Here is a 22,443-nt window from a genome sequence, read left to right as displayed (position 1 = left end):
TAAAAAAACCGCCGTGATGGCGGTTCTTTCACTTCATCTGAACGGGTTCAGAGAGAGACCTCTGGCTGAGCACTGAAAGCTTTCTGCTCACGCTTGCCCAGCACCGGCACATCCAGCCGTGCCCGCCCGTAGAAAGCCAGCGCCGTCAGCAAACACGCCAGCCAGACGAAGATTCCGGCCCAGAAGGTGTGGGACATGTAGTGCCAGCCTTGCAGGACGCGAGTAGTGCCATAAACCAATCCCAGCAACAGTGAGCCCCACAAGATGGCACTGGAAAAACGCCATTGATAACGTCTCGCCACGAAATACAGCGCCAGCATGGTGAAGCCGCCCGACGCATGGCCACCCGGCCAGCACCGGCCACTTCCGGCTTCGTGGAACAGTTGAAAATTGCTGTACCACTCAATGTGGGCCATTTTCCCGCCGTACAGCGTGGTCTCGATCGGGCAGTAAACGCTGGTGTGGGACTTGAGGAAGTGAATCACCCCGGTGCAAACGGCAAATGCGACCACCACAAACAGAAAATCCCTACGGTGATCAGCGGCAAATCGCAGCACTGGCGCGATTTTACTGCGCTCCAGCATCGCACCAAGGCGCGGACGTTTGTGCGGATTGACCAATGGCCAGACCACCGATAGCAGCGCGCCGATCAGGGCGATTTCCGCCGTCCAGTTGGGAATGATCCGCGCCCATTTGTGCGTGAGCTTTTCAAAGAAGTGGATTTTGTCGAGTGGGAAGCTCTGGGTCAGCGGATCGAACAGCAGGTTGCTGAAGGCGATGTCGATGTTGGTCATGTCGAACATCAGGAGCACCAGCGCCGCACAAGCGAGCGGAATACCAAAGTTGTAAGCGTAGAAGCGGGATTTCATCGGGTATTCACCGTGCGCCAGTCGGAGGCTTCAATAAAGCCGAGCATCTTGGGAGCCGCCGGGCTGGCAGCGGAAACAAACAATGACGAGCCGTAACCCATGTCCGAGGCCGAAACTTTGAGGTCTTTCTCGATTTGCGCCATGCACTCGCTGTGGGTCACCAGAATCAGATTGCGCCCCGGGACCTTGTGGGCCAGCGCATCCTGCAACATGCGCCCCCGGCAGTTGATCAACCAGTCGTCGCCGCTGGCGGCATGATTGAACATGTAGCCGGCCGTCTGCACCGTGCGCATCGACGGGCTGTTGTAGATGTCGGCGTTGTTCAGGCCCAGTTGTTCGAACCGGGCACCAACCGCCACCGCGACACTGCGCGAGCGATCGGTGATGCCGTCATTGCCACTCAGGCACGCGGCTTTGGAGTGATCGCAACGCTCGACATGACGCACCAGCACGATCATCTCGCCCTTGGCCCAACCTGCCGCCAACGCCTGCGCACCGGCGACATTGCCGTGGGCCAGGTCTGGCACCGCCGCCGGCGCCAGCAACCACAGAGTCAGCGGGATCACCAACACTGATGCCGCCAACACCACCCAAGTGTTGCGAAAACGCGCCAAAAAGCTCAAATCGATCGAGCGTTTGACGCCGAACAGACTCAGTCTCAATTCCACAAAAACCGCCTCGCCACTGTGCATCTCGGGTTTATTCGATGCGGCGAAGGTACAGAGGCGCGCGTGGGCAACCAGTGAAACCCATGTGAAAAAAGTCTTGGGATCCGTTGTTACAAACTCCGTAGGACAAAATCCTTTCAGCTCTGGGAAATGCGGCCGATACAAACCTGCTAACACCCTTGCTGGCTCAAAAAAACAACAATCTTCCAGCCTAACCGACGACAAGAAACCCAACGTTTCTGGAGGATTTTTGATGAATAGCTGGTTCGGCAACATCAGCGTGAACATGAAACTGGGCCTGGGCTTCGGCCTGGTGCTGGCCCTGACCTGCGTACTGGCCCTGACAGGCTGGACCAGCCTCGGTGGCCTGATCGACCGCAGCAACTGGATGAGCGACATCACCCAGCTCAATGCCGGCTTGACCAAACTGCGCGTGGTGCGCCTGCAATACATGCTGACCAATGGCGATGAAACCGCCGCACAGAACGTGCAGACCACCCTTGAAAGTTTTGCCGCGCAACAACAGAAGCTGATCAACAGCTTCAAGAGCCCGGAAAACGTCAAGCTGCTCAAGGAGCAGGCAGCGACCATCGCTGAATACCAGACCTCGCTGAACAAAATGCGCAACGCTTACCGCACCGGCAACAGCGCGCGCGACAGCATGAGCGTGAGTGCCGAGACCGCGTACAACCAGATCGAGTCGATCAGCAAACGCGTACAGCAGATGGACATGAGTGAACAGCGTTTCGAACAGTTCCAGGCGATCACCGCCGCCAAGGAAGCGTTCATCCTCGCGCGCTACGAAGTGCGCGGCTATACCGCCACCACCAACGCCGAAACCGAGCAGAAAGCCGTCGGCCAACTGGATGTCGCAATCGCCAGCCTCAAGCAACTGAACGTGCATTTCGCCGACTCTCAGCAAGACGCCCTGCGTCAACTGGAAACCGCACTGGTCAACTATCGCAGCGCATTGATGGCGTACAAAAACGCCAACACCGACGCCGTGCAGGCCCGTAAGGAAATGACCGATCAAGGCACCGCGATCGTCAACACCAGCGAGCAGCTGTACCAGATTCAACTCGACCGCCGCGATGTCGAAAGCGCTCAGGCACGTACCTTCCAGTTGATCAGCACCCTGCTGGCGCTGTTGGTTGGCGTGATTGCTGCGGTGATCATCACCCGTCAGATCACCCGTCCGCTGCAAGAAACCCTCGCCGTGGTCGAGCGCATTGCCAGCGGCGACCTGACCCAGAACGTCACCGTCACCCGCCGCGACGAACTCGGCGTGCTGCAACAAGGCATCGCGCGCATGGGCGTGACCCTGCGTGACTTGATCAGCGGCATCCGCGACGGCGTCACCCAGATCGCCAGCGCCGCCGAAGAACTCTCGGCCGTGACCGAGCAGACCAGCGCCGGTGTGAACAGCCAGAAAGTCGAAACCGATCAGGTTGCCACCGCCATGCACGAGATGACTGCCACCGTGCAGGAAGTCGCGCGCAACGCCGAAGAAGCCTCGCAAGCGGCTGCCGCCGCTGACGGCGAAGCCCGCGAAGGCGACAAAGTCGTCAACGAAGCCATCGCGCAGATCGAGCGTCTGGCCAGCGAAGTGGTGCGTTCGACCGAAGCGATGAGCGTGCTGCAACAGGAAAGCGACAAGATCGGCAGCGTCATGGACGTGATCAAGGCAGTAGCCGAACAGACCAACCTGCTCGCCCTCAACGCTGCGATCGAAGCCGCGCGCGCCGGTGAAGCCGGTCGTGGTTTTGCCGTGGTCGCCGACGAGGTTCGTGGCCTGGCTCAGCGTACGCAGAAATCCACCGAAGAAATCGAAGGCCTGGTCGCCGGTCTGCAGAACGGCACCCAGCAAGTCTCGGCGGTGATGAGCAACAGCCGCGCCCTGACCGACAGCAGCGTAGCGCTGACGCGCAAGGCTGGCGCATCACTGGAAAACATCACCCGCACGGTGTCGAACATCCAGTCGATGAACCAGCAGATCGCTGCTGCTGCCGAACAGCAGAGCGCCGTGGCTGAAGAGATCAGCCGCAGCATCATCAACGTGCGCGACGTGTCGGAACAGACCGCCGCAGCGAGTGATGAGACCGCCGCGTCGAGTGTTGAACTGGCGCGCCTGGGTGGTCAATTGCAGCAGATGGTCAGCCACTTCCGGGTTTGATTTCATCACCTGAATACCATCTACTACAAAGCCTTTGACAACAAAGGCTTTGTAGTTCAGAACATCTAGTGCTTCGTTTTTATGTCCTTATCTGCTACGACTGATTGTTATGGTACGACCCTCGTACTCACTTCCATCTAGATCATCAATAGCACTTTGGGCAGAGACGTCGTCTGAAAAAGTCACAAAACCAAACCCACGAGACAGCCCTGTTTCTCTTTCCCTAATTATAGTCGCGTCTACAATCTCGCCATAATTATTGAATGCGTCTCTCAGCGAATCGTCCGTAATATTAAACGAAAGGCCACCTATATAAATTCTCACACTCATGGCTCGCACCTCTTGGCTTGCATATGTTATTTCCACTCGCACGCCGAACATAACAATCCCGAAAAATTTTTACACCTGTAAGAAATACCAGGCTTTTAGACGAATTCAATCTAACCGTTATGCTGGAGTGGTATGAGGATTAGCACGAATAAAACAGTTTCAGTCTCGTATTAATAGATCCGCTACGTCACCTGTGCAAGAAGTGCCGCCGTATGGTCCTCGCGGTCTGCATATGCGCAGAGTTCATCAACAAGTTTCACGTGCCTTTGAAATTCCCCCGCGTCTTTTAGCTGATCATGGCAGGCCGATAATGGAACGAACAAGCTAGTTATATGATTATCCAGACTGTTACTCACAAGTGAAGTACCGCTTTATGAAACACAAAACTATCTATTCAGCATCAACTAACACCCACTGGTTTCTGCATCTCGTCTATACATGAACTTTCCAACCATCAGACCGACGTCTTAATCCTATCCTTTACACGTCAAGCTCATTTCTTTTCATTGACAACAAGCTCTAAAAACAAAGTCGTAAACGAAGCCATCGCGCAGATCGAGCGTCTGGCCAGCGAAGTGGTGCGTTCGACCGAAGCGATGAGCGTGCTGCAACAGGAAAGCGACAAGATCGGCAGCGTCATGGACGTGATCAAGGCTGTTGCTGAACAGACCAACCTGCTCGCCCTCAACGCCGCGATCGAAGCCGCGCGTGCCGGTGAAGCCGGTCGTGGTTTTGCCGTGGTCGCCGATGAAGTTCGTGGTCTGGCCCAGCGTACGCAGAAATCCACCGAAGAAATCGAAGGCCTGGTCGCCGGTCTGCAGAACGGCACCCAGCAAGTCTCGGCCGTGATGAGCAACAGCCGTGCGCTGACCGACAGCAGCGTGGCGCTGACGCGCAAGGCTGGCGCATCGCTGGAAAACATCACCCGTACGGTGTCGAACATCCAGTCGATGAACCAGCAGATCGCTGCTGCTGCCGAACAGCAGAGCGCCGTGGCTGAAGAGATCAGCCGCAGCATCATCAACGTGCGCGACGTGTCCGAACAGACCGCAGCGGCGAGTGATGAGACGGCGGCGTCGAGTGTTGAACTGGCGCGCCTGGGTGGTCAATTGCAGCAAATGGTCAGCCACTTCCGCGTTTGATCCTGATTCAGCGCTGAAGCTACAACCGCATCGCGAGCAGGCGAAGGCCTACAAGAAATGGTGTTGATCACAGACTATGTGAACTACACCAATCCCCTGTAGGAGTGAGCCTGCTCGCGATTGCGTCCGCCCCATCACCCCGATGTCCCGAAAAAAACTCCGCCTAATGTAGGAGCTGCCGCAGGCTGCGATCTTCTGATCTTCGCTTTTGAACAAATCAGAAGCCAGATCAAAAGATCGCAGCCTTCGGCAGCTCCTTGAAGGTATTCTTCAGCGCGTGCGCATTTCGAGCATCAGCAATCTGGAAAATCCATAACCCTGGCTTTTTCCTGCCGTGAAGGCAAAGCAAGGTCGATCCCTCCGACCGAGGAAAAGCGCTGGCGAATCCGGCTACCCAAGCCTCCAGCGCTATCCCTTCTAATCAATGCTCGCCCCAGAATCATGCGAGCTTCCTCCTCGATGGAATTTCCGTTCTGGGCCGCGTTAATCCGTAACTGATCCATGAGCGGACCATCAATATTTCGAATTGTGATGCTGGCCATGATGACTCCTGCTATCAACTAAAAATCATTGATCGAGACTAACATCCATCCGCCCAAGAACAGCCAGCGCAATCACTTACCGCGTCCCACGCTGCCGCAACGCCGACGGCATAAAGTACGCATCCTCCGGCACCGGCTGCGCGAAATCCACCGTCTCCGCTTCTTCGTTATCAAGGTTCTGCACGTAGTAACGACGCGCCTGCAAATCGTGGAAAACATCCAGCGCACTCCACGTCGTCGGCAGGTCATAGAAGTTTTTCAGGTAGGCCATCGATACGCGCCACAACTCGCCTCGTCCATCGTACTGATCAACCAGCGCGGCGCCCCAGCTGTCTTCATCGAGAAACAGCACACGCTTGGAGTAGATGTGCCGCGAGCCCGGTTTCAGGTTGCCTTCCACCACCCACACGCGGTGCAGTTCATAGCGGGTGTATTGCGGGTTGAGGTGGCCCGGGGTGAGCAGTTGCGCGTATTTCACGTCGGGGCTGGCGACTTTGTAGTTGTTGTAGGGGATGTAGATTTCCTGTTTGCCCTTGAGCTTCCACTCGTAGCGATCAGGCGAGCCGTTGAACAGATCGGTGTCGTCGGCGGTGCGCAGGCCATCGGAGGATGCGATCGGCGTGTCGTAGGCGAGGTTCGGTGCGCGGCGCACGCGGCGTTGGCCGGCGTCGTAGATCCAGGCTTGGCGTGCGTCTTTGAGTTGGTCGAGGGTTTCGTGCACGAGGGCGGCGCCACCGGCCAGTCGCGCCGGGCTTTTCACGAAGGCGAGGTAATAGAACAGGATGTTCTTCAGGTCGGCGAACTGGCCGTTCGGGCGGTAATAGTTGAACAGCGCTTCCTGCTGCGAGGTCACCAGCGCGAAGCTGCCGTTGCGCTGGACCGGTGCTTCGGAGGCGCGGCGCACGACGTAGATGCCGCGATAACGGGTGATGTGGTTCCACAGCACTTCAACGCCATCCTTGGGCACCGGGAATGGCACGCCGCCGTAAGCATCGGAGAAGCCGCTGCCGCCTTCGAGCAGCTTGGCCGAGGTGGCGTTTTTCAGGGTGTTGTCGTACAGCCATTGCGGCGCTGAACCGGAGCGGCGGGACGGGTAGATCGGCATCTGGAAGGTGTCGGGGTAGCTGTTGAACAGGGCGATCTGGCCGGGGCTGAGGTGGGCTTTGTATTGGTCGAGATTGGCTTTGGTGATGGTGAACAGCGGTTTGTCTGCCGCGTAGGGATCGGGGTGGTGCTGGCCGGGTTTGTAGCCGGCCGGGGCTTGGGTGATGCCGCCGGTCCACGCGGGGATGGTGCCGGCGGCGTTGCCGGCACGCTCGGCGCCCATGGGGGTCAGGGTGGTTTTCAGTTGTTCGGCTTGTTGTGGGGTGATGGCGGCTAGAGCGGTGCTGGCAGCCAGGCTCAGAAACAGCGCTAGCGATGTTTTTGTCAGTCTTGAAGTGTGAATCATGACTTTCTCCAGAATGCGAAACCTGTGGGAGCGAGCTTGCTCGCGAAAGCGGTGGCTCAGTCGACATTGATGTTGAATGTGCCGGCCTCTTCGCGAGCAAGCTCGCTCCCACAGGGGCTGTGTGTAGCCTTTAAAGGAAATACTTGAGGTTGAACCCGACGTTATCGCGGTCGCGGATGCCGTTGTTCTGCCCGCCGCCGTAGAACTCGGTGTACTGCAACTCGGCTTCAAGCTTGTTCTGGTAATTGGCTTTTATCCCCAGCGTGTAAGCCTTGCGCCCTTCGATGGTGTTGCCGGCCTGATAGCTGTTGCCCTCGAAATCGTCCTTGTAGACGATGTACGGCGAGACGTTGACCCCGGCGTATACGTCGTTCCAGGTGCCGTTGAGCATCGCCGTGTAGCTGTAGGAATTGCGATTGACCTGATCGTCGCGATCACCGCCCGACACATAGGAATAGTTGCCCGTGCCGGCGTAGTAACGACGACTGCCGTCGTAAGCGGTGTATTGCAGACTGCTGCCGCGCAGGTGCTCGGAGGCCAGTTCGAAGATGCCGAACAGCGAGTCGAACGATGCCGTCGGGCCGAAGTTGTAGATGGTCCCCAGCGAGGTGTTGAACGCTTCCACACGCTCGGCATTATTGATCTGGCTGTCGAGGGTGACCATCTGCCCGCCGACGTTGATCGACTTGCCCGTCACTGCCGCCGCCGCGCCGTTGGCCAGATCACCGATCAGATCGTTAGTGGCCGCAACGCCAATCGGCAAGTTCGGCCGATAAGCAATTTCACCAAACACCGACGCCTCGCCCAATGTGGTGTTGAAACTGAAGCCGTACATGCGGATGTCTTCGGCATAACGCCGATGCGCCCGGATATTGCCCATCACGTCGGCAGTCGCCAACCCATTGGCCAGCGCCCCGGCCTGACTGCCCGCAACGCCGGACAACAGGTTGGTCAGCGCATCCATGTCGATGCCTTTGTAGCCGCCCAGATCCGCCGCGATGGTCGGCTCCTTGGCGTGGTAGTTGACCATGTACAAACCGAACTCGGTGCTGTTGAGTTGTTCAGCGATATAGCGAAAGGCAAAACCAAACTGGCCATCGTTGCGTGCGTTGTAGTCCTTGCCGACGCTTGCCACTTTCAGTGTGTTGCCGTAGGCCGGAGTGACGCCGTTGGCATACAGACCAGTGGTTTGCAGGGCGGAGTTGAGCAACGGGTTGTTGCCCAGCGCGCTGTACAAACCGATGACGTTGCCAAACCCCGGAACCGGCGTGTCGAGCGCCGTGCCGCTGAAGTTGTTGTAACCGGTGTTGCCGCCGTCGGCGAACAGGTCGGTCTGCGAGTAGAAGGTGCCGACCGGATCGATGCGGGTTTCCTTCCAGTTGGTCTGGTAGAAACTCTCCATGGTCAGCGAATCGGTCAGGCCGATGTTGAAACTCAGTGCCTCGACCGGCACCAGCACTTCCTTGACTTCGGCGCCGGGCAAGCGGTACTTGGCGGCGTCCACCGGGTTGGTGGTGTTGATCCCGCCGCGATAGAAAATCCCCTCACCCCAGTTGAACACCTGCCGACCGACGCGCGCTGTCACCGGCATCTGCGCGACGTCCCAGCTGCCGTGCACATAGGCGTCGAGCATCTCGATGCGGCTGCCGGCGATGTCGCGGGTCTGGCTGGTGAAATGGTTGTCCTGCGGGTAGCTCTGGCTCGGTTGCGAGGGGCTGTTGTTGTCGTAGTAGTCGTTGCGCTTGTCCATCAGTTGCGTGTCGTAGAACGCGGTACCGCGCACGAACACGCCGTAGTTCTGATAGTTGGCTTCAAGCTCGGAGGTGATCTTGTACACCTCGGAAACCAGCCCGGTATCGAAGTTGCGATTGCCGTCGTTGGTGTTGACGTCATCGTTAGTCTTGTCGCGGCCCTGCACCCGCCACAAACGGCCGTAAGACAAGGTCGTGTCGAGGGAGCCAGTGACCTGTTTGTCCATGAAGCTGAACTCCACCGCGTGCGCCGCATCGACTGCGCACAACTGCAGCAGCCCTGCCAGGCCGACACCGGGGAGCGCGGCGCCCGTCAGGCGCAATCGAGTGTTGATCATGTGTTCCTCCTTCCCTGTTTTTATTGTTGTGGTGTGCGTTGCTGCGTTACGGCGCCAATCCCGCGCTGACATAAATCCGGCTGTGAGCGCCGAAATGCCCCAGCAACTTCAATAGCTGCTGGTTGAGTGCCGGGTGGTCGAAGTCTTCGCGATGCAGCTGGTTGCCGCTGCTGAAATCACTGCTGACCGGCGCCGTTGCAAGCCACTGGCCGATGGCCTCGTCGAAGGCTGCGGAGTCGTTGACGGCTTCGGCGCTGACCACTTCGCGCAGGTAGTCGACCGAGTACGGCGGGTAGCTTTTGTCCTGAGCCACATCGGCGTAAGCCGCGAGCATCGGATGCGGCTGACCGGCACGCAACACGCGGCGCAGCCAGGTCGACTGATATTTCTCGACTTCCATGTGCCGTGTGGCGACGCGCTCGATGGAGGCTTGTTTGTCGGCGGCGAAACCGGCCAGCGCCTTGCCTTCCAGCAGCAGAAGACTGGCGAGGTCGACGCCCGGCAATGGCTTGGCGTGATACGGCTGGGTCAGGTCCTGAATGTGGTGCAGGCCCCAGCCGAGAAAGCGATACCCCCAATACCGATGACCGCTGGCAAACGCCAGTCGCGCCAGGCCCATGTACTGATACGCGCGCCAGTCCGGCCAACTGCGTTCAAGGAAACCGGCAGCGGCATACACCACCGCGCTTTCATGGAAGAAGCCCATGTGGAACGGCGCCTGTGAGCTGTACTGGAAACGAGCATCGCCGAACGGTTGCGGGCCGAAACCGTAGATCGCGCCGACGTTGCCGGGGTTGTCGCTGAACAGATTGATGTCGTGACCGTAATCCGGCTCATCAGCAGCGCTGGCGAGCACGGCCAGGGCTGCGACTTTTTCATGATCGGTGACCACGATGAAACGCTGGCGATTCCACGGTGACAGGGTTTGTTCGACCATGACCTGGTTAGCTTGCAGATGCTCGCGCTCGGGCAGGTCTTTGCCGGGTAATGGCTGGATGACCATTGCCAAGTGAATCTCGGGGTTGATGCGCAACGCGGTGAAGAAATCGTGGCGCAGATTGTCACTCGGCACCGCCGGCAATTTCAGGGTATCGGGGCGTGGCGGGTATTGACTGAAGTGTTCGCGGGCGAAGCTTTCCTGTTGTTCCAACAATGCCAGCACGGCCGGATATTGCTCGGTGAGAAACTGCTCCAGTGGCTCGACTGCAACCGCTGGCGCGTCGCGCAACGCTGGCAGGTCCTGCAACGCCAGATAGCTGCCGACCGTATGGTTCGACCAGCCCCAGGCGCTCGGGGCGGTTGCACAAAGCAGCAACAGGAGGAAGGTCAGCTTCATTGCTTTTCGTTCTTATTGGCGGTGCCGTGGGGGATGAGCCTAACAACCGACCCCGCCGCTGACACTGTCCGATCTCACCAGAAAAACTCTCCGATGGCGCCACATAAGAGGATCTGATTCCACCGCATAACCTTGTGGGAGCGAGCTTGCTCGCGAAAGCGGTGGGTCAGACAAGACAATAGTGACTGACACTCCGCATTCGCGAGCAAGCTCGCTCCCACAGGGATTGGCGGCGTTCTTTCAGGCGGGGTAACCGGTGATTTTGCGGATGCTCTGATACAGCGGTTTGAGTTGGCGATACATGCGCAGGTAGACCTCTTTGTACAGTTGCTCGTAGATTTTTTGCGCATCGGGTTGTGGGGTGAAGACAGCCCCTACTCTGGTCATTGAAGCGATCGCCGTAGGGAAATCCGCATGCAGCCCCAACCCCACCGCACAACAAATCGCCGCGCCCAGACCGGACGCCTCATACACATGCGGACGCTCCGCCGGCAGGCCGAAAATATTCGCCGTGAGCTGCATCGCCGCATCACTCTGCGAGCCGCCACCGGCCACGCGCAACCGCTTGACCGAGACCTTCGAACGCCGCTCGATATTCTCCATGCCCTGACGCAACGCATACGCCAGTCCCTCAAGAATCGCCCGATAAATATGCGCACGGGTGTGCACATCGCCGAAGCCGATCATCGCGCCTTTCGCCTCGACACCCGGCTCACGAATCCCCGGCGACCAATACGGTTGCAGCATCAGGCCCATCGAGCCCGGCGGCACCGCATCAACCAGTGCATCGAACAACTGCTCAGGCTCGATACCCTGCTCTTTGGCCTGCTGCATCTCGCGCAAACCGAACTCGTTCTTGAACCAGCTGACCATCCAGTAACCGCGATAAATCATCACCTCGCAGTTGTACTGATCCGGCACCGCCGATGGATATGGCGGGATCAACGGGACGATTTCCAGATAGCGCGAGCGGGTGCTGGTGATCGTCGCCGTGGTGCCGTAGGACAAGCACACCGTACTCGCATCGACCACGCCGGCACCGACCACTTCGCAAGCCTTGTCAGCCCCCGCAGCAATCAGCGGCAAGCCTTCGGGAATACCCGTATGGCGAGCGGCCTCGGCGCTAATGTGGCCGAGGGTTTCACCGGGTTTGTGCAGGGTCGGCAATTGCTCGGGGCGCACCGCCAGCGCCTGCCATTTCCAGTCACTCGGTGCGGCCCATTTCAGGCGTTTGAAGTCGAACGGCAGGTAGCCGACGCAGCAACCCACAGAGTCGACAAAACGCCCGCACAGGCGATGGGTGAGAAAACCGGACAGCAGCAAAAACTTGTCTGTTGCCGCCCAGACTTCCGGCTGATGCTGAGCGATCCAGTTCGCCTCAGCCTGGGCACGAAAATAATCCACGGTGGCCTGGGCGCCGACCAGTTTGAACAGCCAGCCCCACGGCCCTTTAATCCCGCCTTCGACTTCGCTCTGGCGTTGATCGAGCCACAGAATCGCCGGGCGCAATGGCTTGCCCTCGACATCGACGTTAATCACCGTGCCGCGCTGCGTGGTCAGGGAAACGCCGGCAATCTGCGCGCGATCAATCCCCGTTTGCTGCCAGACCTGCTGACACGCCTCACCGAGTTTCGCCCAGTAATACTCAGGATCCTGCTCGGCCCAGCCCGGTTGCGTCGAGTAATACGCCTGCAACTCGACCTTGCCTTTGCCAAGCAGATTGCCCTGCAAATCGAAGAGCAGCGCGCGCACGCTCTGGGTGCCGTTGTCGATGGCCAGCAGGTAACGCTTGTTCGGGTGGTTATCCATGGAGCTCTCTTCTGGGGGTATCAAGGCGTGGCATCCGGCAAACCGTGATGGCGTTGCCACAACGCCCGATAACGCTGTTCTTCCTGCTGCCAGTGTTCGTCGCTCCAGCCCAGTCGAGGCTGGCAGAGTTGGCGGATGGCGGCGAAATACTCTTCGCCACCGCGCGGCAACAGCAGGCCCAGACGCGTGCGGCGCAGGAGCAGATCGTCGAGGTGCAAGACCATTTCCGCTTCGCTGGCGAAGGCCAGTTCTGCCCACAACGTGTCCGTAGCACCGACCGTTTCGTGGCTGACTTCTTTGATCAGTTGCGCCAGCCTCGGCAGGTCGCGGCCATGCCGTCCGGCCAGGCGTCGCCACTGATGGTTGCTCAATTCAGGAATCGCCAGCGCAGGCACAGCGGCAAACACTGGCGCGGCGTCGTCAATGAAAGGACGCTCGAGCATCGCCGCGCAGGCCTTAAGCACTTCGATGGCTTGCGGGCGAAACGTGGTCAGTTTGCCGCCAGCCAGGGTCACGCAACCGGGCTCCTGCCACAGCACATGCTCGCGGGTTTCGTTCGACGGTTTGTCTTGATGATTGCCCGCCGCACTGCCGACTACCGGACGTACGCCCGACCATGTCGACAGCACGTCCGAAGCGTTCACTTGCGCTCCGGGAAACTGTTGCGTGCAAGCCGCCAGCAGATAGTCGAGTTCTTCGCCGCTGATGCTCGCGCTCTGATCCAGATCCTCGCGATGATCGAGGTCCGTGGTGCCGACCACCGTCGCGCCTTCCCACGGGAAAACGAACACCGGACGCCGGTCGCGCTCATGCATGAAAGTGAACGCCTGTGCGACCGGCAAACGCCAACCTGGCAGTAACAGATGACTACCGCGCAACGGCCGCAATTGCCGTGGCGCCTCTGCCGGGCGCAGGCGTTCAGCCCAGGCGCCAGTAGCCACCGCGAGCACGTCGCAGCGCAATCGCAGTGACGAACCGGATTCGCAATCCTCGACCTGAACGCCACACACTCGGCCGTTTTCCCGCAGCAGATGTTCGACGCGCACGCCATTGACCACGACCGCACCCTCGGCCCGCGCCTCGCTCAACACACGCATCACCAGCCGCGCATCATCGGTCAGCGCATCGACAAAACAGGTGCCACCGAGCAAGTCGTTTTCCCTCACGCCCGGCGCCAGATAACGCAGTTGTTGTGCATCATGAAAGCGATGGCTGCGCCGTCCCGCCAAGGCGTCGTACACGCTCAGCAAACCGCCCAGTACACGAGGCCCGGGAAAGCCGCCGCGATAGTGCGGCATCAGGAAACTCATCGGCTCGACCAGCCCCGGCGCTTCGTCGAGCAAGCGCTGACGTTCGCGTACCGAATCACGGGTCAGGCGCCATTGCCCTTTGGCGATGTAACGCAAACCGCCATGAACCATTTTCGAAGATCGACTGGACGTGCCCCAGGCGAAATCGCGCTGTTCCAGCAGCAGACAGCGCCAGCCTCGACGCGCCGCTTCACGCAGGATGCCGGCGCCGCTGATACCGCCGCCGATGACGATCAGATCCCAGCTTTCCTCGGCCAGCGTCGGCAGAATCTGCTGGCGCCACGCAGCGTTCCAGTCCTGACTCATGGCCGTCACTCCGGCAGCAGCGTGCCGGGGTTGAGGCGCCCGGCCGGATCGAAGTGTTTGCTCAGCGCCTGCAAGGTGTCCATCGCCAATGCGCCCTTCTCGCGCAGCAGGTACGGCGCGTGATCCTTGCCGACACCGTGCTGGTGGCTGATGGTGCCGTGGTTGTCGACGATGGCCTGGCTTGCCGCGTGTTTCAGCGCCTTCCAGCGTGCCAGCGTCGCGGGGTAATCCGCTGCTGGGCGAAACACGTAGGTGGTGTAGATGCTCGAACCTTCGCCGTAGACGTGGGACAGGTGGGTGAACACGTGCACGCGCTCGCCTTCGGCGGCCAAGGCCTCGCGCAGGCTGTTTTCAACGAGGTTGAGCAGGTGGTCGACATTGCTCCAGTCGGTGGCGGTTTCGAGCGTGTCGACCACGTAACCGGCGTTCCACAGGTTCTCGCGCAGATAGGGGAAACGGAAGCGGTTCTGCGCCCATTTCTTGCCGAGCAAGGTGCCGGTGAACACGCCGCCGAAGGCCTTGAGGTGTTGTCGCGCCTGTTTCAGCGACAGCGCGTTTTGTCGACGATTGCCGGTCACGCCGAAGGTCAGCAAGCACTTGCCCGCACCGGCGCCGCGCAGTTTCAGATACTTTTCCAGCCAGGCGATTTGTTGCGGATGACCGGCCAGCGCCAGTTGCGTTTCGGTTTCCACGGCGTTGGACAGGCGCAGCATCGACAGCGGTACGCGCGCTTGAGCCAATTGGCGGATCGCCCTTAGCGCTTGCGGCCAGTCGGGCAGAAATACACCGTAGAAACGCTCATCGGCGGGCAGCGCGCTGACCCGCACTTTAACCTCGGAAATGATCCCGAAACGGCCTTCGCAACCGAGCACCACTTCGCGCAGATCAGGACCGGCGGCAGAGGCCGGGAAGGTTGGAATCTCCAGCGGCCCGGCGAAGGTTTCCAGCGTTCCGCCAGCGAATAACTGCTCGATCCGGCCATAGCGCAGCGACTGCTGACCGCTGGAACGGCTGGCGACCCAACCGCCCAGCGTCGACAGCTCCCAGGACTGCGGAAAATGCCCCAGCGTGTAGCCTTTCGCACGCAACTGACTTTCGACCTGCGGCCCACTCGCGCCGGGGCCGAACGTCGCCAGCAGGCTCTGTTCATCGAGGTCGATCAGGCGGTTCATCCGCGCCAGCGACACCGTCACCACTGGCCGCGCCGAATCCGGTGGATTGATGTGGCCGGCCACCGATGTGCCGCCGCCATACGGGATCAGGCACACGTCTTGTTCATGGGTGAGCGCCAGCAACTGGCGGATGTGCTCAGCGGTCTCGGGAAACGCCACCGCATCGGGATAATGGCCCAGCGCACCTTCGCGCAACGCCAGCCAGTCCGGCAGACTTTGGCCCCGCGCATGCAGCAAACGATCATAGGCATCGACGCTGTACAAAGTGTGCGCCTGCAACCGCGAATTCGGCACACGCGCCAGCGCCGCCTCTAGCGTCGCATCGGGCAGCGCGCGCCCCTCGCCCAGTCGCTCATGAAGAAACTCCGCGCCCTGGGCCGGCAGTTCGACCACCGTGGTTGCATCTCCCCAGCCGTTCCAGCGTCGCATGCGTGTGTCCTTCTTACCGTCAGATCAGTGATATTTCAGGCCTCCATACTAGCCAGCGGCCGCCAAGTGTCACGGTCGCATCCGGCCAGTTCGTGTAGCCAATTGAGTCAAACGTCGCGCAAGCGTCAGCCATTTACTTTAGTCGGGGTTTCAAATTACCTTTCAGGCTATTTCGTCCGCCTCCGCTGCCGTTGATCAAAGGAATGGGATCATGCAATCGCTCGGCTACACCTCGGTTCCGCCCCTGCTCAAATACCTGCGCCACGCCGAACAACTGGGCATGGCCATCGAGCCGGCGTTGGCGGCGGCGGGTTTGCAGGCGCAGCAGTTGAGCGACAACACCCTGCGTTTGCCCGGTGAAGCGCATGAACGCTTGCTGGATTATTTCTGCGAGCACTCGGGCGATCCGTTGTTCGGGCTCAACGCGGCGAATTTCGTCCTGCCCAATTCGTGGAGCGTGCTCGGTTACATCACCATGAACTGCGCGACGTTGGGCGATGCGATGAGCCGGATCATGCCGTTCGAGAAACTGGTCGGCGACATGGGCGTCAGCCGTGCCGAGGTGCAGGACGGCCATGTACATTTGATCTGGACCTGCCGCTATCAGCGTCCAAGGATTCGTCGGCATCTGGTGGAAAACGTGCTCGGTTCGTGGCTGCACTATGCGCGCTGGATCGCCGACACGCAGATGTCGCCGGCCGGAGTTTGGCTCGAACATCCATGCCCGGCCGAGGCCACGCCAGCGCAGTACGAAGCGTTTTTCGATTGCCCGGTGTTGTTCGATCAGCCGTATTCGGCGCTGGTCGTGCCGCTGGCGTATTTGCAGCTGCCGTTGCGTCAAGCCGATGCGCAGTTGCTGCGAACGCTGGAAGAACATGCGCTGGGCTTGATGGCGACGCTGGAGGATGCGTCGCTTGAGCAGCAGGTGAAAAACATCCTGCGGCAGTTGCTCAAGGAGGGGTTGCCGCGCAAGGAACAGGTTGCCGAACAGTTGAGCGTTTCGGTGCGGACGTTGCAGCGGCAGTTGCACCAGGCGGGAACGTCGTATCAGCAGATTCTCGATGATTTGCGTCAGGAGCTGGCTGAGCATTATTTGCTCAATAGCACGCTGCCGATTCAGGACATTGCGCAGTATCTGGGGTTTACCGAACCCCGCTCGTTTCACCGCACGTTCAAGAGTCGGCGCGGGATGCCGCCGGGGGAGTTTCGGCAGATGCATCGCGGGTGATTGTTCGGGCCTCTTCGCGAGCAAGCTCGCTCCCACAGTAGATCTCGGCGGCTCACAAATTCGATGTTCACTGCAGATCCATTGTGGGAGCGAGCTTGCTCGCGAATGCGCCAACTGCAGCACCCAATTCCTACAGGCAAATCCTCGATACTTGAGCGCAATAAACATCCCGCATCACAGGTGTTTAAAGACACTCAGCGTTACGCGAAACAGCCCACAAATCCTTGCGCCGTAACCTACGCCTGCGCCAGAATCCGCCGGCTTGTGCGCCCTGAGCATGCTGCGTAACTTGATTGCGTCACTGATTCCCAGTGATCGGGTTTAGTAGCCCGGCGGTAATTCTGCTGGTCGTACATTCATCACAGGTACTCGCGTACCTGAGCTTGATGGTGGCTGTACGCAGGGCGCTTCGGCGCGCCGGCTTTTAGCTGAGTTCCCCGGTCTACTAACCTGCGTGCAGCTGCCACCCTTTCGTTTAGTAGCCAAAGGGTTGCCGCTTAACAAAGGGAACACAGCTATGTTCAAGATAACGCCAAACCCGCCGGTCACCGACCCGGCCTCCCCCTACGAATCCGCCGATTCAAAGAAATTCCACGAAGCCGCCGAGCGCGCGCTCGACCACTACCTCGGTCCGACGAACGCCGACCTCATGGCAACGCCCTACTCCCCCAACACGCTGTACATGGCCAACCCCGAGGCAGGCACCGAATCCCTGCTGGCCGACGCCAGCGAAACGCTTGGCTCGGCGACCGTCATGCTCAACAACCATGCCGCGCAGGTTGAAGGCACACACCGCAAGACGCTGCAGGGTATTGCGCAAGTGGTGATGGTGGCGGAAATGGCCGTCAATCGCGTGTTGGACAGGTTAGTGCCGACCGAGTAACAAAAAAGCCCGCTGCCCCAACTGTGATGGTTAGGTGGCGGGCTTCTTTTTGCGGTGTGCCATTTTCCCCTCACCCCAGCCCTCTCCCAAAAGGAGAGGGGGCCGACCGAGTTGTCTGGCGCTAGACATCGACCTGAATGACCGAGTCGATTATGGATTCGACCGAGCAGGTTCAGGTCGGTGCATCTCTCAAGCATCCCCGAATCGGTCCCCTCTCCCTCCGGGAGAGGGTTAGGGTGAGGGGCTTTTCAGCTCAGAGACAAATCGCGTTGGTAAACACCAGCCGATTACCAAACGGATCAACGATCGTCATGTCCTGACTCCCCCACGGCATCGCCTGAATGCCCGGATGCGAAAACTTGTAATCCTTGGCCTCCAACTGCTGCTGAAACGCCTCCAGCTCATCCGTCTCGATACGCAGCGCCGAACCCGGCGTCGCATCGCCATGATGTTCAGACAAATGCAACACACACTCGCCCCGCGACACCTGCAGATACAGCGGAAAATTCGCCTCGAAGCGATGCTGCCAGTCGATCTTGAAACCCAGAAAATCGACGTAGAACTCGACAGCTTTGGCTTCATCGAAGATCCGCAGGATCGGGGTGGTTTTGCCGAAGCTCATGGGGTGCTCCCTGACTGATTGGCCCGACAGTGTAGACGGGGTGGATGTCAGCAATTCGGCCTGTTGATGACTTTCTTTAATCTCAGAGTGCCACCATGAGACGTGGCGCCATCAGAATCAATGAAACCCTTGGCGCAAATCACCCTCGCGTGCCAGAAAACGCCCTTCTCTCCTGCCATTCGCCTGTCCATCGCGGTAACTCAACACGCCATTGATCCAAACCCCATCAATCCCCTGCGCAGCCCGCTGCGGATCACTGAAGTCCGCGACATCACGCACGGTCGCCGGATCGAACAGCACCAGATCCGCCCAATAGCCTTCACGAATCTCACCGCGTTCCTTCAAACCAAATCGCGCCGCCGACAATCCGGTCATCTTGTGCACGGCGGTGTGCAGCGGGAAAAGCCCGACGTCACGACTGAAATGTCCGAGCACCCGTGGGAAAGCGCCCCACAGGCGCGGATGCGGGAACGGATCTTCGGGCAGTCCGTCAGAACCCACCATCGACAACGGATGGGCGAGGATTCTTCGTACATCCGCCTCGTCCATGCCGTAATACACCGCGCCGGCCGGTTGCAGGCGTTTGGCGGCATCGAGCAGCGGCAGATTCCATTCGGCGGCGATGTCGATCAGGTCGCGGCCGCTGACTTCCGGGTGCGGCGTCGACCAGGTGATAGTGATGCGGTGGGCGTCGGTGACTTGTTTCAAGTCCAGCGTCGATGAACTCGCCGCATAGGGATAGCAATCGCACCCCACGTGCTGGGTTTTAGCGGCCTCTTCCAATGAGGCGAGCAATTGCGGACTGCGCCCCCAGTTGCCGACGCCGGCGCATTTGAGGTGGGAAATGATCACCGGTGAACGCGAGTGACGGCCAATGCTGAACGCTTCTTCCATCGCCTCCAGCACCGGTTCGAACTCGCTGCGCAGGTGCGTGGTGTACACCGCGCCGAACGCCGTCAGTTCTTCAGTCAGTTGCTTCACTTCATCGGTGGAGGCGTTGTAGGCGCTCGCATACGCCAGGCCTGTGGATAAACCCAACGCACCGTGCTCAAGGCTTTCTCGCAGTTGCTCACGCATCGCGGCGATTTCTTCCGGCGTCGCGGTGCGGAACAAGTCATCCAGATGATTGCTGCGCAGGGCCGTGTGGCCGACCAACGCGGCAACGTTCAACGTGGTATTGGCCGCTTCGACCGCCGCGCGGTAATCGCTGAACCGTGGATAAACGAACGCCGCCGCCGTGCCGAGCAGGTTCATCGGGTCTGGCGGATTGCCTTTGAGACTGACCGGCGAGGCGCTGATCCCGCAGTTGCCGACAATTACTGTGGTCACGCCTTGGCTGAGCTTGGGCAGCATCTCCGGCTGACGGATGACTACGGTGTCGTCGTGGGTGTGTACGTCGATAAAACCCGGTGCCAGCACGCGGCCGGCGGCGTCGATTTCTTCGGTTGCCGTGGCGTCGTGCAAGTCACCGATACGCTCGATGCGGCCCTCACGAATTGCCACGTCGGCGCGGTAACCGGGCATGTTGCTGCCATCGATGATCAGGGCGTTGCGAATCAGCGTGTCGTACAGCATGTCAGTCTCCCAGCGGCAGGTGATCGTCGCCGCCACGGTATTCGTCGAGGGCGAGTTTGATCCGCCGCAGACGTTCTTGATTGTCTTCAGGATTGGCCAGTGCCAGCTCGGTGGCGAGCACGTCGATGGCGAGCAGCATGCCGTAGCGCGCCGCCGTCGGTTTGTAGATGAACGAGGTTTCCGCGCCTTGCAGCGGCAGGACGATGTCGGCCAATTGCGCCAGTGGCGAGTCGGCGCGGGTGATCGCCAGAATGCGTGCGCCGTAGTTGCGCGCCAGTTCGACAGTCTCGAGCAATTCCGGGGTGATGCCAGTCAGCGAACAGACGATGAGTACTTGCTCGGCGTTGAGGCTGGCGGCGGTGACGCGCATCATTACCGCGTCATGGCACACGGCAATCGGGTAGCCGAGGCGCACCAGGCGTACCTGCAATTCGTCGCTGCACAGGGTCGAGCAACCGCCCATGCCGAAGGCGTGAATCATCCGTGCCTGACCGAGCATTTTCACCGCATCGGCAAAGCGCGATTCGTCGAATCCGGCCAGGTGCTGGCGCAGCGTGGATTCAATGTCGCCGACGATCTGCCCGTAAAACGCCGACTGCTCAGGCGTGCCCGCCGGGTCGAGAAAACGGCTGCCGACGCCGCTGGCCTGAGCCAGTTGCAGGCGCAGATCACGCAGGTCGCGGCAGCCCACGGTGCGGGCAAAACGCGACAGCGTGGCGGTGCTGACTTCGGCGCGTTGCGCGAGGTCTTCGAGGCTGGCGCTGGCGGCAAAACCGACGTCGTCGAGCATCAGCCGGGCGATGCGACCTTCGCCGGCGCTGAAGGAATCCTGGCGGGCGCGGATCTGGTAGAGGATGTCCATGGGCGGCGGGCTCCGGTTACAGCAGGTAAGAGAGGCCGACGGTCAGGCCGAACGCGACCAGCGAGATCAACGTCTCGAGCACGGTCCAGGTCTTGAACGTCTGCGCGACCGTCATGTTGAAGTATTCCTTGATCAACCAGAAGCCGCCGTCGTTGACGTGGGAAAAGATAACCGAGCCAGCGCCGGTCGCCAGCACCAACAGTTCAGGGTGTGGATAACCCAGACCAATGGCCACTGGCGCGACCACGCCGGACGCGGTGGTCATGGCCACGGTCGCGGAACCGGTGGCGACACGCATCAACGCCGCGAACAACCAGCCCATGATCAGCGGCGACAAGTGGAATTCGTGGGCGAGACCGACAATCTGATCGGTGACGCCAGCCTCCACCAGAATGCGGTTCAAGCCACCGCCAGCACCGACCAGCAGGGTGATACTGGCGGTAGGTGCCAGACATTCGTTGGTGAATTTCAGAATCGATTCACGGTTGAAACCCTGGGCGATACCCAGCGTCCAGAAGCTCAACAAAGTCGCCAGCAGCAGCGCAATCACCGAGTTGCCGATGAACAACAGAAACTGATTGAAACCGCTGCCCGGGGTAGAAATCAGGTTGGCCCAGCCGCCGATCAGCATCAGCACCACCGGCAACAGAATGGTCGCCATGGTGATGCCGAAACCCGGCAGTTTGTCGCGCGGTTCGCGGTCGAGAAATTGTTTTTCCAGCGGGTTATCTGCCGGCAGTTGAATGCGCGGCACGATGAATTTGGCGTACAGCGGACCGGCAATGATTGCGGTCGGAATGCCGATGGCAATCGCATACAGCAAGGTCTGCCCGACCGACGCCTGATAGGCCTGCACCGCGAGCATCGCCGCCGGGTGCGGCGGCACCAGCGCATGCACCACCGACAGGCCGGCGACCATCGGCAGGCCGACCATCAGAATCGACACGCCGACGCGCCGTGCCACGGTAAACGCAATCGGCACCAGCAAGACAAAACCGACTTCGAAGAACAGCGGCAGCCCGACCAAAAAGGCGATGCAGACCATCGCCCAGTGCGCGTTCTTCTCGCCAAACTTGTCGATCAGCGTGCGCGCCATCTGCTCGGCGCCACCAGACTCGGCCATCATCTTGCCGAGCATCGTCCCCAGCGCAACCACCAGCGCAATATGCCCCAGCGTCTTGCCCACCCCGGCCTCATACGCCCCCACTACACCCGACGGCGGCATCCCCGCGACCAGCGCAAGACCAATGGAAATCAGGGTGATTACGATGAACGGGTTGAGCCGGTAACGGGCGATCAACACGATCAGCGCAATGATGGCGACGGCGGCATAGACCAGCAGCCAATAGCCGAAGGAAGGCGTCATGCGGTACTCCTCGAAAGGGTCACGTTCGAATGGGTTGCGAAACTCATAAATCATTTCGAGATCGAGATTTCAAACCGCATGAAAGTAATTTTCGTGGAGAGGCAAGGCGTGTCGCTGATGGATATGTCTTGTCGTGATTAATGAAAATTTCGGGGTGGGATTTACATACTTTTACAGCCAACACAGCCCCCTGTAGGAGTGAGCCTGCTCGCGATTGCGTCGTAACAGTCAATATCATCATTGGCTGAATGACCGCTATCGCGAGCAGGCTCACTCCTACAG

The 22,443-nt window shown here is 59.8% G+C and carries 18 protein-coding genes and 1 pseudogene; 5 read left to right on the top strand and 14 right to left on the bottom strand.

Annotation, left to right across the window (positions count from 1 at the left end; translation table 11 throughout):
- Positions 1 to 47: 47 nt before the first annotated feature.
- Positions 48 to 869, bottom strand: coding sequence for a phosphatase PAP2 family protein (locus AB4O11_RS12290; protein WP_460130760.1), 822 nt, complete (start codon positions 867 to 869; stop codon positions 48 to 50).
- Entirely contained in the window at positions 866 to 1,537 is a 672-nt protein-coding gene (gene pmrG / locus AB4O11_RS12285) for a lipopolysaccharide core heptose(II)-phosphate phosphatase PmrG (protein WP_460130759.1), read from the bottom strand. Before pmrG ends, AB4O11_RS12290 begins: the two co-directional genes overlap by 4 nt.
- A gap of 253 nt (positions 1,538 to 1,790) precedes the next feature.
- Between pmrG and AB4O11_RS12280 the strand changes: the two are divergent.
- Together AB4O11_RS12280 and AB4O11_RS12275 are read left to right on the top strand one after the other, a co-directional pair.
- Positions 1,791 to 2,804 (top strand): annotated as a pseudogene (locus AB4O11_RS12280) (methyl-accepting chemotaxis protein); the annotation flags it as partial.
- Positions 2,805 to 2,846: 42 nt separating this feature from the next.
- Positions 2,847 to 3,710 carry a methyl-accepting chemotaxis protein gene (locus tag AB4O11_RS12275; protein WP_371748303.1) on the top strand — a complete coding sequence of 288 codons (864 nt, stop codon included), beginning with the start codon at positions 2,847 to 2,849 and terminating at the stop codon, positions 3,708 to 3,710.
- An 87-nt stretch (positions 3,711 to 3,797) separates the two neighbouring features.
- Here the strand turns inward: AB4O11_RS12275 and AB4O11_RS12270 are convergent, their stop codons facing one another.
- The gene (locus tag AB4O11_RS12270) at positions 3,798 to 4,040 is read right to left on the bottom strand and encodes an RNA recognition motif domain-containing protein (protein WP_460089828.1); all 243 of its coding nucleotides are present in this window, start codon (positions 4,038 to 4,040) and stop codon (positions 3,798 to 3,800) included.
- A gap of 575 nt (positions 4,041 to 4,615) precedes the next feature.
- On the opposite strand from AB4O11_RS12270, the gene AB4O11_RS12265 reads away from it, so the two are divergent.
- Positions 4,616 to 5,182 (top strand): methyl-accepting chemotaxis protein, encoded by a 567-nt coding sequence (locus tag AB4O11_RS12265; protein WP_460092311.1) that lies wholly within the window; start codon positions 4,616 to 4,618, stop codon positions 5,180 to 5,182.
- 293 nt (positions 5,183 to 5,475) lie between these two features.
- On the opposite strand, the gene AB4O11_RS12260 is transcribed toward AB4O11_RS12265, so the two are convergent.
- From AB4O11_RS12260 to AB4O11_RS12230, 7 genes are all read right to left on the bottom strand, one after another.
- A complete protein-coding gene (locus AB4O11_RS12260; protein WP_093435583.1) occupies positions 5,476 to 5,724 on the bottom strand; it encodes a FitA-like ribbon-helix-helix domain-containing protein in 249 nt (82 codons plus the stop codon).
- 76 nt (positions 5,725 to 5,800) lie between these two features.
- Positions 5,801 to 7,174 carry a DUF1329 domain-containing protein gene (locus AB4O11_RS12255; RefSeq protein ID WP_320335837.1) on the bottom strand — a complete coding sequence of 458 codons (1,374 nt, stop codon included), beginning with the start codon at positions 7,172 to 7,174 and terminating at the stop codon, positions 5,801 to 5,803.
- Between the two features lie 130 nt (positions 7,175 to 7,304).
- Positions 7,305 to 9,263: a DUF1302 domain-containing protein gene (locus AB4O11_RS12250; protein ID WP_460130758.1), complete on the bottom strand. Its 1,959-nt coding sequence runs from the start codon at positions 9,261 to 9,263 to the stop codon at positions 7,305 to 7,307.
- Positions 9,264 to 9,309: 46 nt separating this feature from the next.
- Entirely contained in the window at positions 9,310 to 10,599 is a 1,290-nt protein-coding gene (locus tag AB4O11_RS12245; protein ID WP_460130757.1) for a phospholipase, read from the bottom strand.
- 240 nt (positions 10,600 to 10,839) lie between these two features.
- Positions 10,840 to 12,408, bottom strand: a complete 1,569-nt coding sequence (locus AB4O11_RS12240) for an FGGY-family carbohydrate kinase (protein WP_460130755.1) — start codon at positions 12,406 to 12,408, stop codon at positions 10,840 to 10,842.
- A 20-nt stretch (positions 12,409 to 12,428) separates the two neighbouring features.
- Positions 12,429 to 14,024, bottom strand: a complete 1,596-nt coding sequence (locus tag AB4O11_RS12235) for a glycerol-3-phosphate dehydrogenase/oxidase (RefSeq protein ID WP_460130753.1) — start codon at positions 14,022 to 14,024, stop codon at positions 12,429 to 12,431.
- A gap of 5 nt (positions 14,025 to 14,029) precedes the next feature.
- A complete protein-coding gene (locus AB4O11_RS12230; protein ID WP_460130751.1) occupies positions 14,030 to 15,625 on the bottom strand; it encodes an FAD-binding oxidoreductase in 1,596 nt (531 codons plus the stop codon).
- Positions 15,626 to 15,836: 211 nt separating this feature from the next.
- Here AB4O11_RS12230 and gliR point away from each other — a divergent pair, with 211 nt between their 5' ends.
- Complete coding sequence (gene gliR, locus AB4O11_RS12225) at positions 15,837 to 16,853, top strand: AraC family transcriptional regulator GliR (RefSeq protein ID WP_460130750.1); 1,017 nt, start codon at positions 15,837 to 15,839, stop codon at positions 16,851 to 16,853.
- Between the two features lie 517 nt (positions 16,854 to 17,370).
- The gene (locus AB4O11_RS12220) at positions 17,371 to 17,736 is read left to right on the top strand and encodes a DUF6124 family protein (RefSeq protein ID WP_099757938.1); all 366 of its coding nucleotides are present in this window, start codon (positions 17,371 to 17,373) and stop codon (positions 17,734 to 17,736) included.
- 253 nt (positions 17,737 to 17,989) lie between these two features.
- Here AB4O11_RS12220 and AB4O11_RS12215 read toward each other — a convergent pair whose 3' ends face one another.
- From AB4O11_RS12215 to AB4O11_RS12200, 4 genes are all read right to left on the bottom strand, one after another.
- Positions 17,990 to 18,358 (bottom strand): glyoxalase superfamily protein, encoded by a 369-nt coding sequence (locus AB4O11_RS12215; protein ID WP_460130749.1) that lies wholly within the window; start codon positions 18,356 to 18,358, stop codon positions 17,990 to 17,992.
- Between the two features lie 117 nt (positions 18,359 to 18,475).
- Positions 18,476 to 19,933, bottom strand: a complete 1,458-nt coding sequence (locus AB4O11_RS12210; RefSeq protein WP_460130748.1) for an N-acyl-D-amino-acid deacylase family protein — start codon at positions 19,931 to 19,933, stop codon at positions 18,476 to 18,478.
- 1 nt (position 19,934) lies between these two features.
- Positions 19,935 to 20,795 carry a MurR/RpiR family transcriptional regulator gene (locus tag AB4O11_RS12205; RefSeq protein ID WP_186623020.1) on the bottom strand — a complete coding sequence of 287 codons (861 nt, stop codon included), beginning with the start codon at positions 20,793 to 20,795 and terminating at the stop codon, positions 19,935 to 19,937.
- A 16-nt stretch (positions 20,796 to 20,811) separates the two neighbouring features.
- Complete coding sequence (locus tag AB4O11_RS12200; RefSeq protein WP_116256499.1) at positions 20,812 to 22,161, bottom strand: GntP family permease; 1,350 nt, start codon at positions 22,159 to 22,161, stop codon at positions 20,812 to 20,814.
- Positions 22,162 to 22,443 lie beyond the last annotated feature (282 nt).

The sequence above is a fragment of the Pseudomonas sp. H1_D05 genome, from assembly GCF_054682705.1.
Note: the sequence above shows the minus strand (reverse complement) of the source record. Positions and strands in the feature narration are given on the sequence as shown.

Coding starts and splice junctions, on each gene's coding strand:
- gliR (WP_460130750.1), top strand. CDS start 15,837: ATGCAATCGCTCGGCTACACCTCGGTTCCGCCCCTGCTCAAATACCTG.
- AB4O11_RS12230 (WP_460130751.1), bottom strand. CDS start 15,625: ATGCGACGCTGGAACGGCTGGGGAGATGCAACCACGGTGGTCGAACTG.
- AB4O11_RS12200 (WP_116256499.1), bottom strand. CDS start 22,161: ATGACGCCTTCCTTCGGCTATTGGCTGCTGGTCTATGCCGCCGTCGCC.
- AB4O11_RS12215 (WP_460130749.1), bottom strand. CDS start 18,358: ATGAGCTTCGGCAAAACCACCCCGATCCTGCGGATCTTCGATGAAGCC.
- AB4O11_RS12240 (WP_460130755.1), bottom strand. CDS start 12,408: ATGGATAACCACCCGAACAAGCGTTACCTGCTGGCCATCGACAACGGC.
- AB4O11_RS12220 (WP_099757938.1), top strand. CDS start 17,371: ATGTTCAAGATAACGCCAAACCCGCCGGTCACCGACCCGGCCTCCCCC.
- AB4O11_RS12290 (WP_460130760.1), bottom strand. CDS start 869: ATGAAATCCCGCTTCTACGCTTACAACTTTGGTATTCCGCTCGCTTGT.
- AB4O11_RS12270 (WP_460089828.1), bottom strand. CDS start 4,040: ATGAGTGTGAGAATTTATATAGGTGGCCTTTCGTTTAATATTACGGAC.
- AB4O11_RS12250 (WP_460130758.1), bottom strand. CDS start 9,263: ATGATCAACACTCGATTGCGCCTGACGGGCGCCGCGCTCCCCGGTGTC.
- AB4O11_RS12260 (WP_093435583.1), bottom strand. CDS start 5,724: ATGGCCAGCATCACAATTCGAAATATTGATGGTCCGCTCATGGATCAG.
- AB4O11_RS12255 (WP_320335837.1), bottom strand. CDS start 7,174: ATGATTCACACTTCAAGACTGACAAAAACATCGCTAGCGCTGTTTCTG.
- AB4O11_RS12205 (WP_186623020.1), bottom strand. CDS start 20,795: ATGGACATCCTCTACCAGATCCGCGCCCGCCAGGATTCCTTCAGCGCC.
- AB4O11_RS12275 (WP_371748303.1), top strand. CDS start 2,847: ATGGGCGTGACCCTGCGTGACTTGATCAGCGGCATCCGCGACGGCGTC.
- AB4O11_RS12210 (WP_460130748.1), bottom strand. CDS start 19,933: ATGCTGTACGACACGCTGATTCGCAACGCCCTGATCATCGATGGCAGC.
- AB4O11_RS12235 (WP_460130753.1), bottom strand. CDS start 14,024: ATGAGTCAGGACTGGAACGCTGCGTGGCGCCAGCAGATTCTGCCGACG.
- AB4O11_RS12245 (WP_460130757.1), bottom strand. CDS start 10,599: ATGAAGCTGACCTTCCTCCTGTTGCTGCTTTGTGCAACCGCCCCGAGC.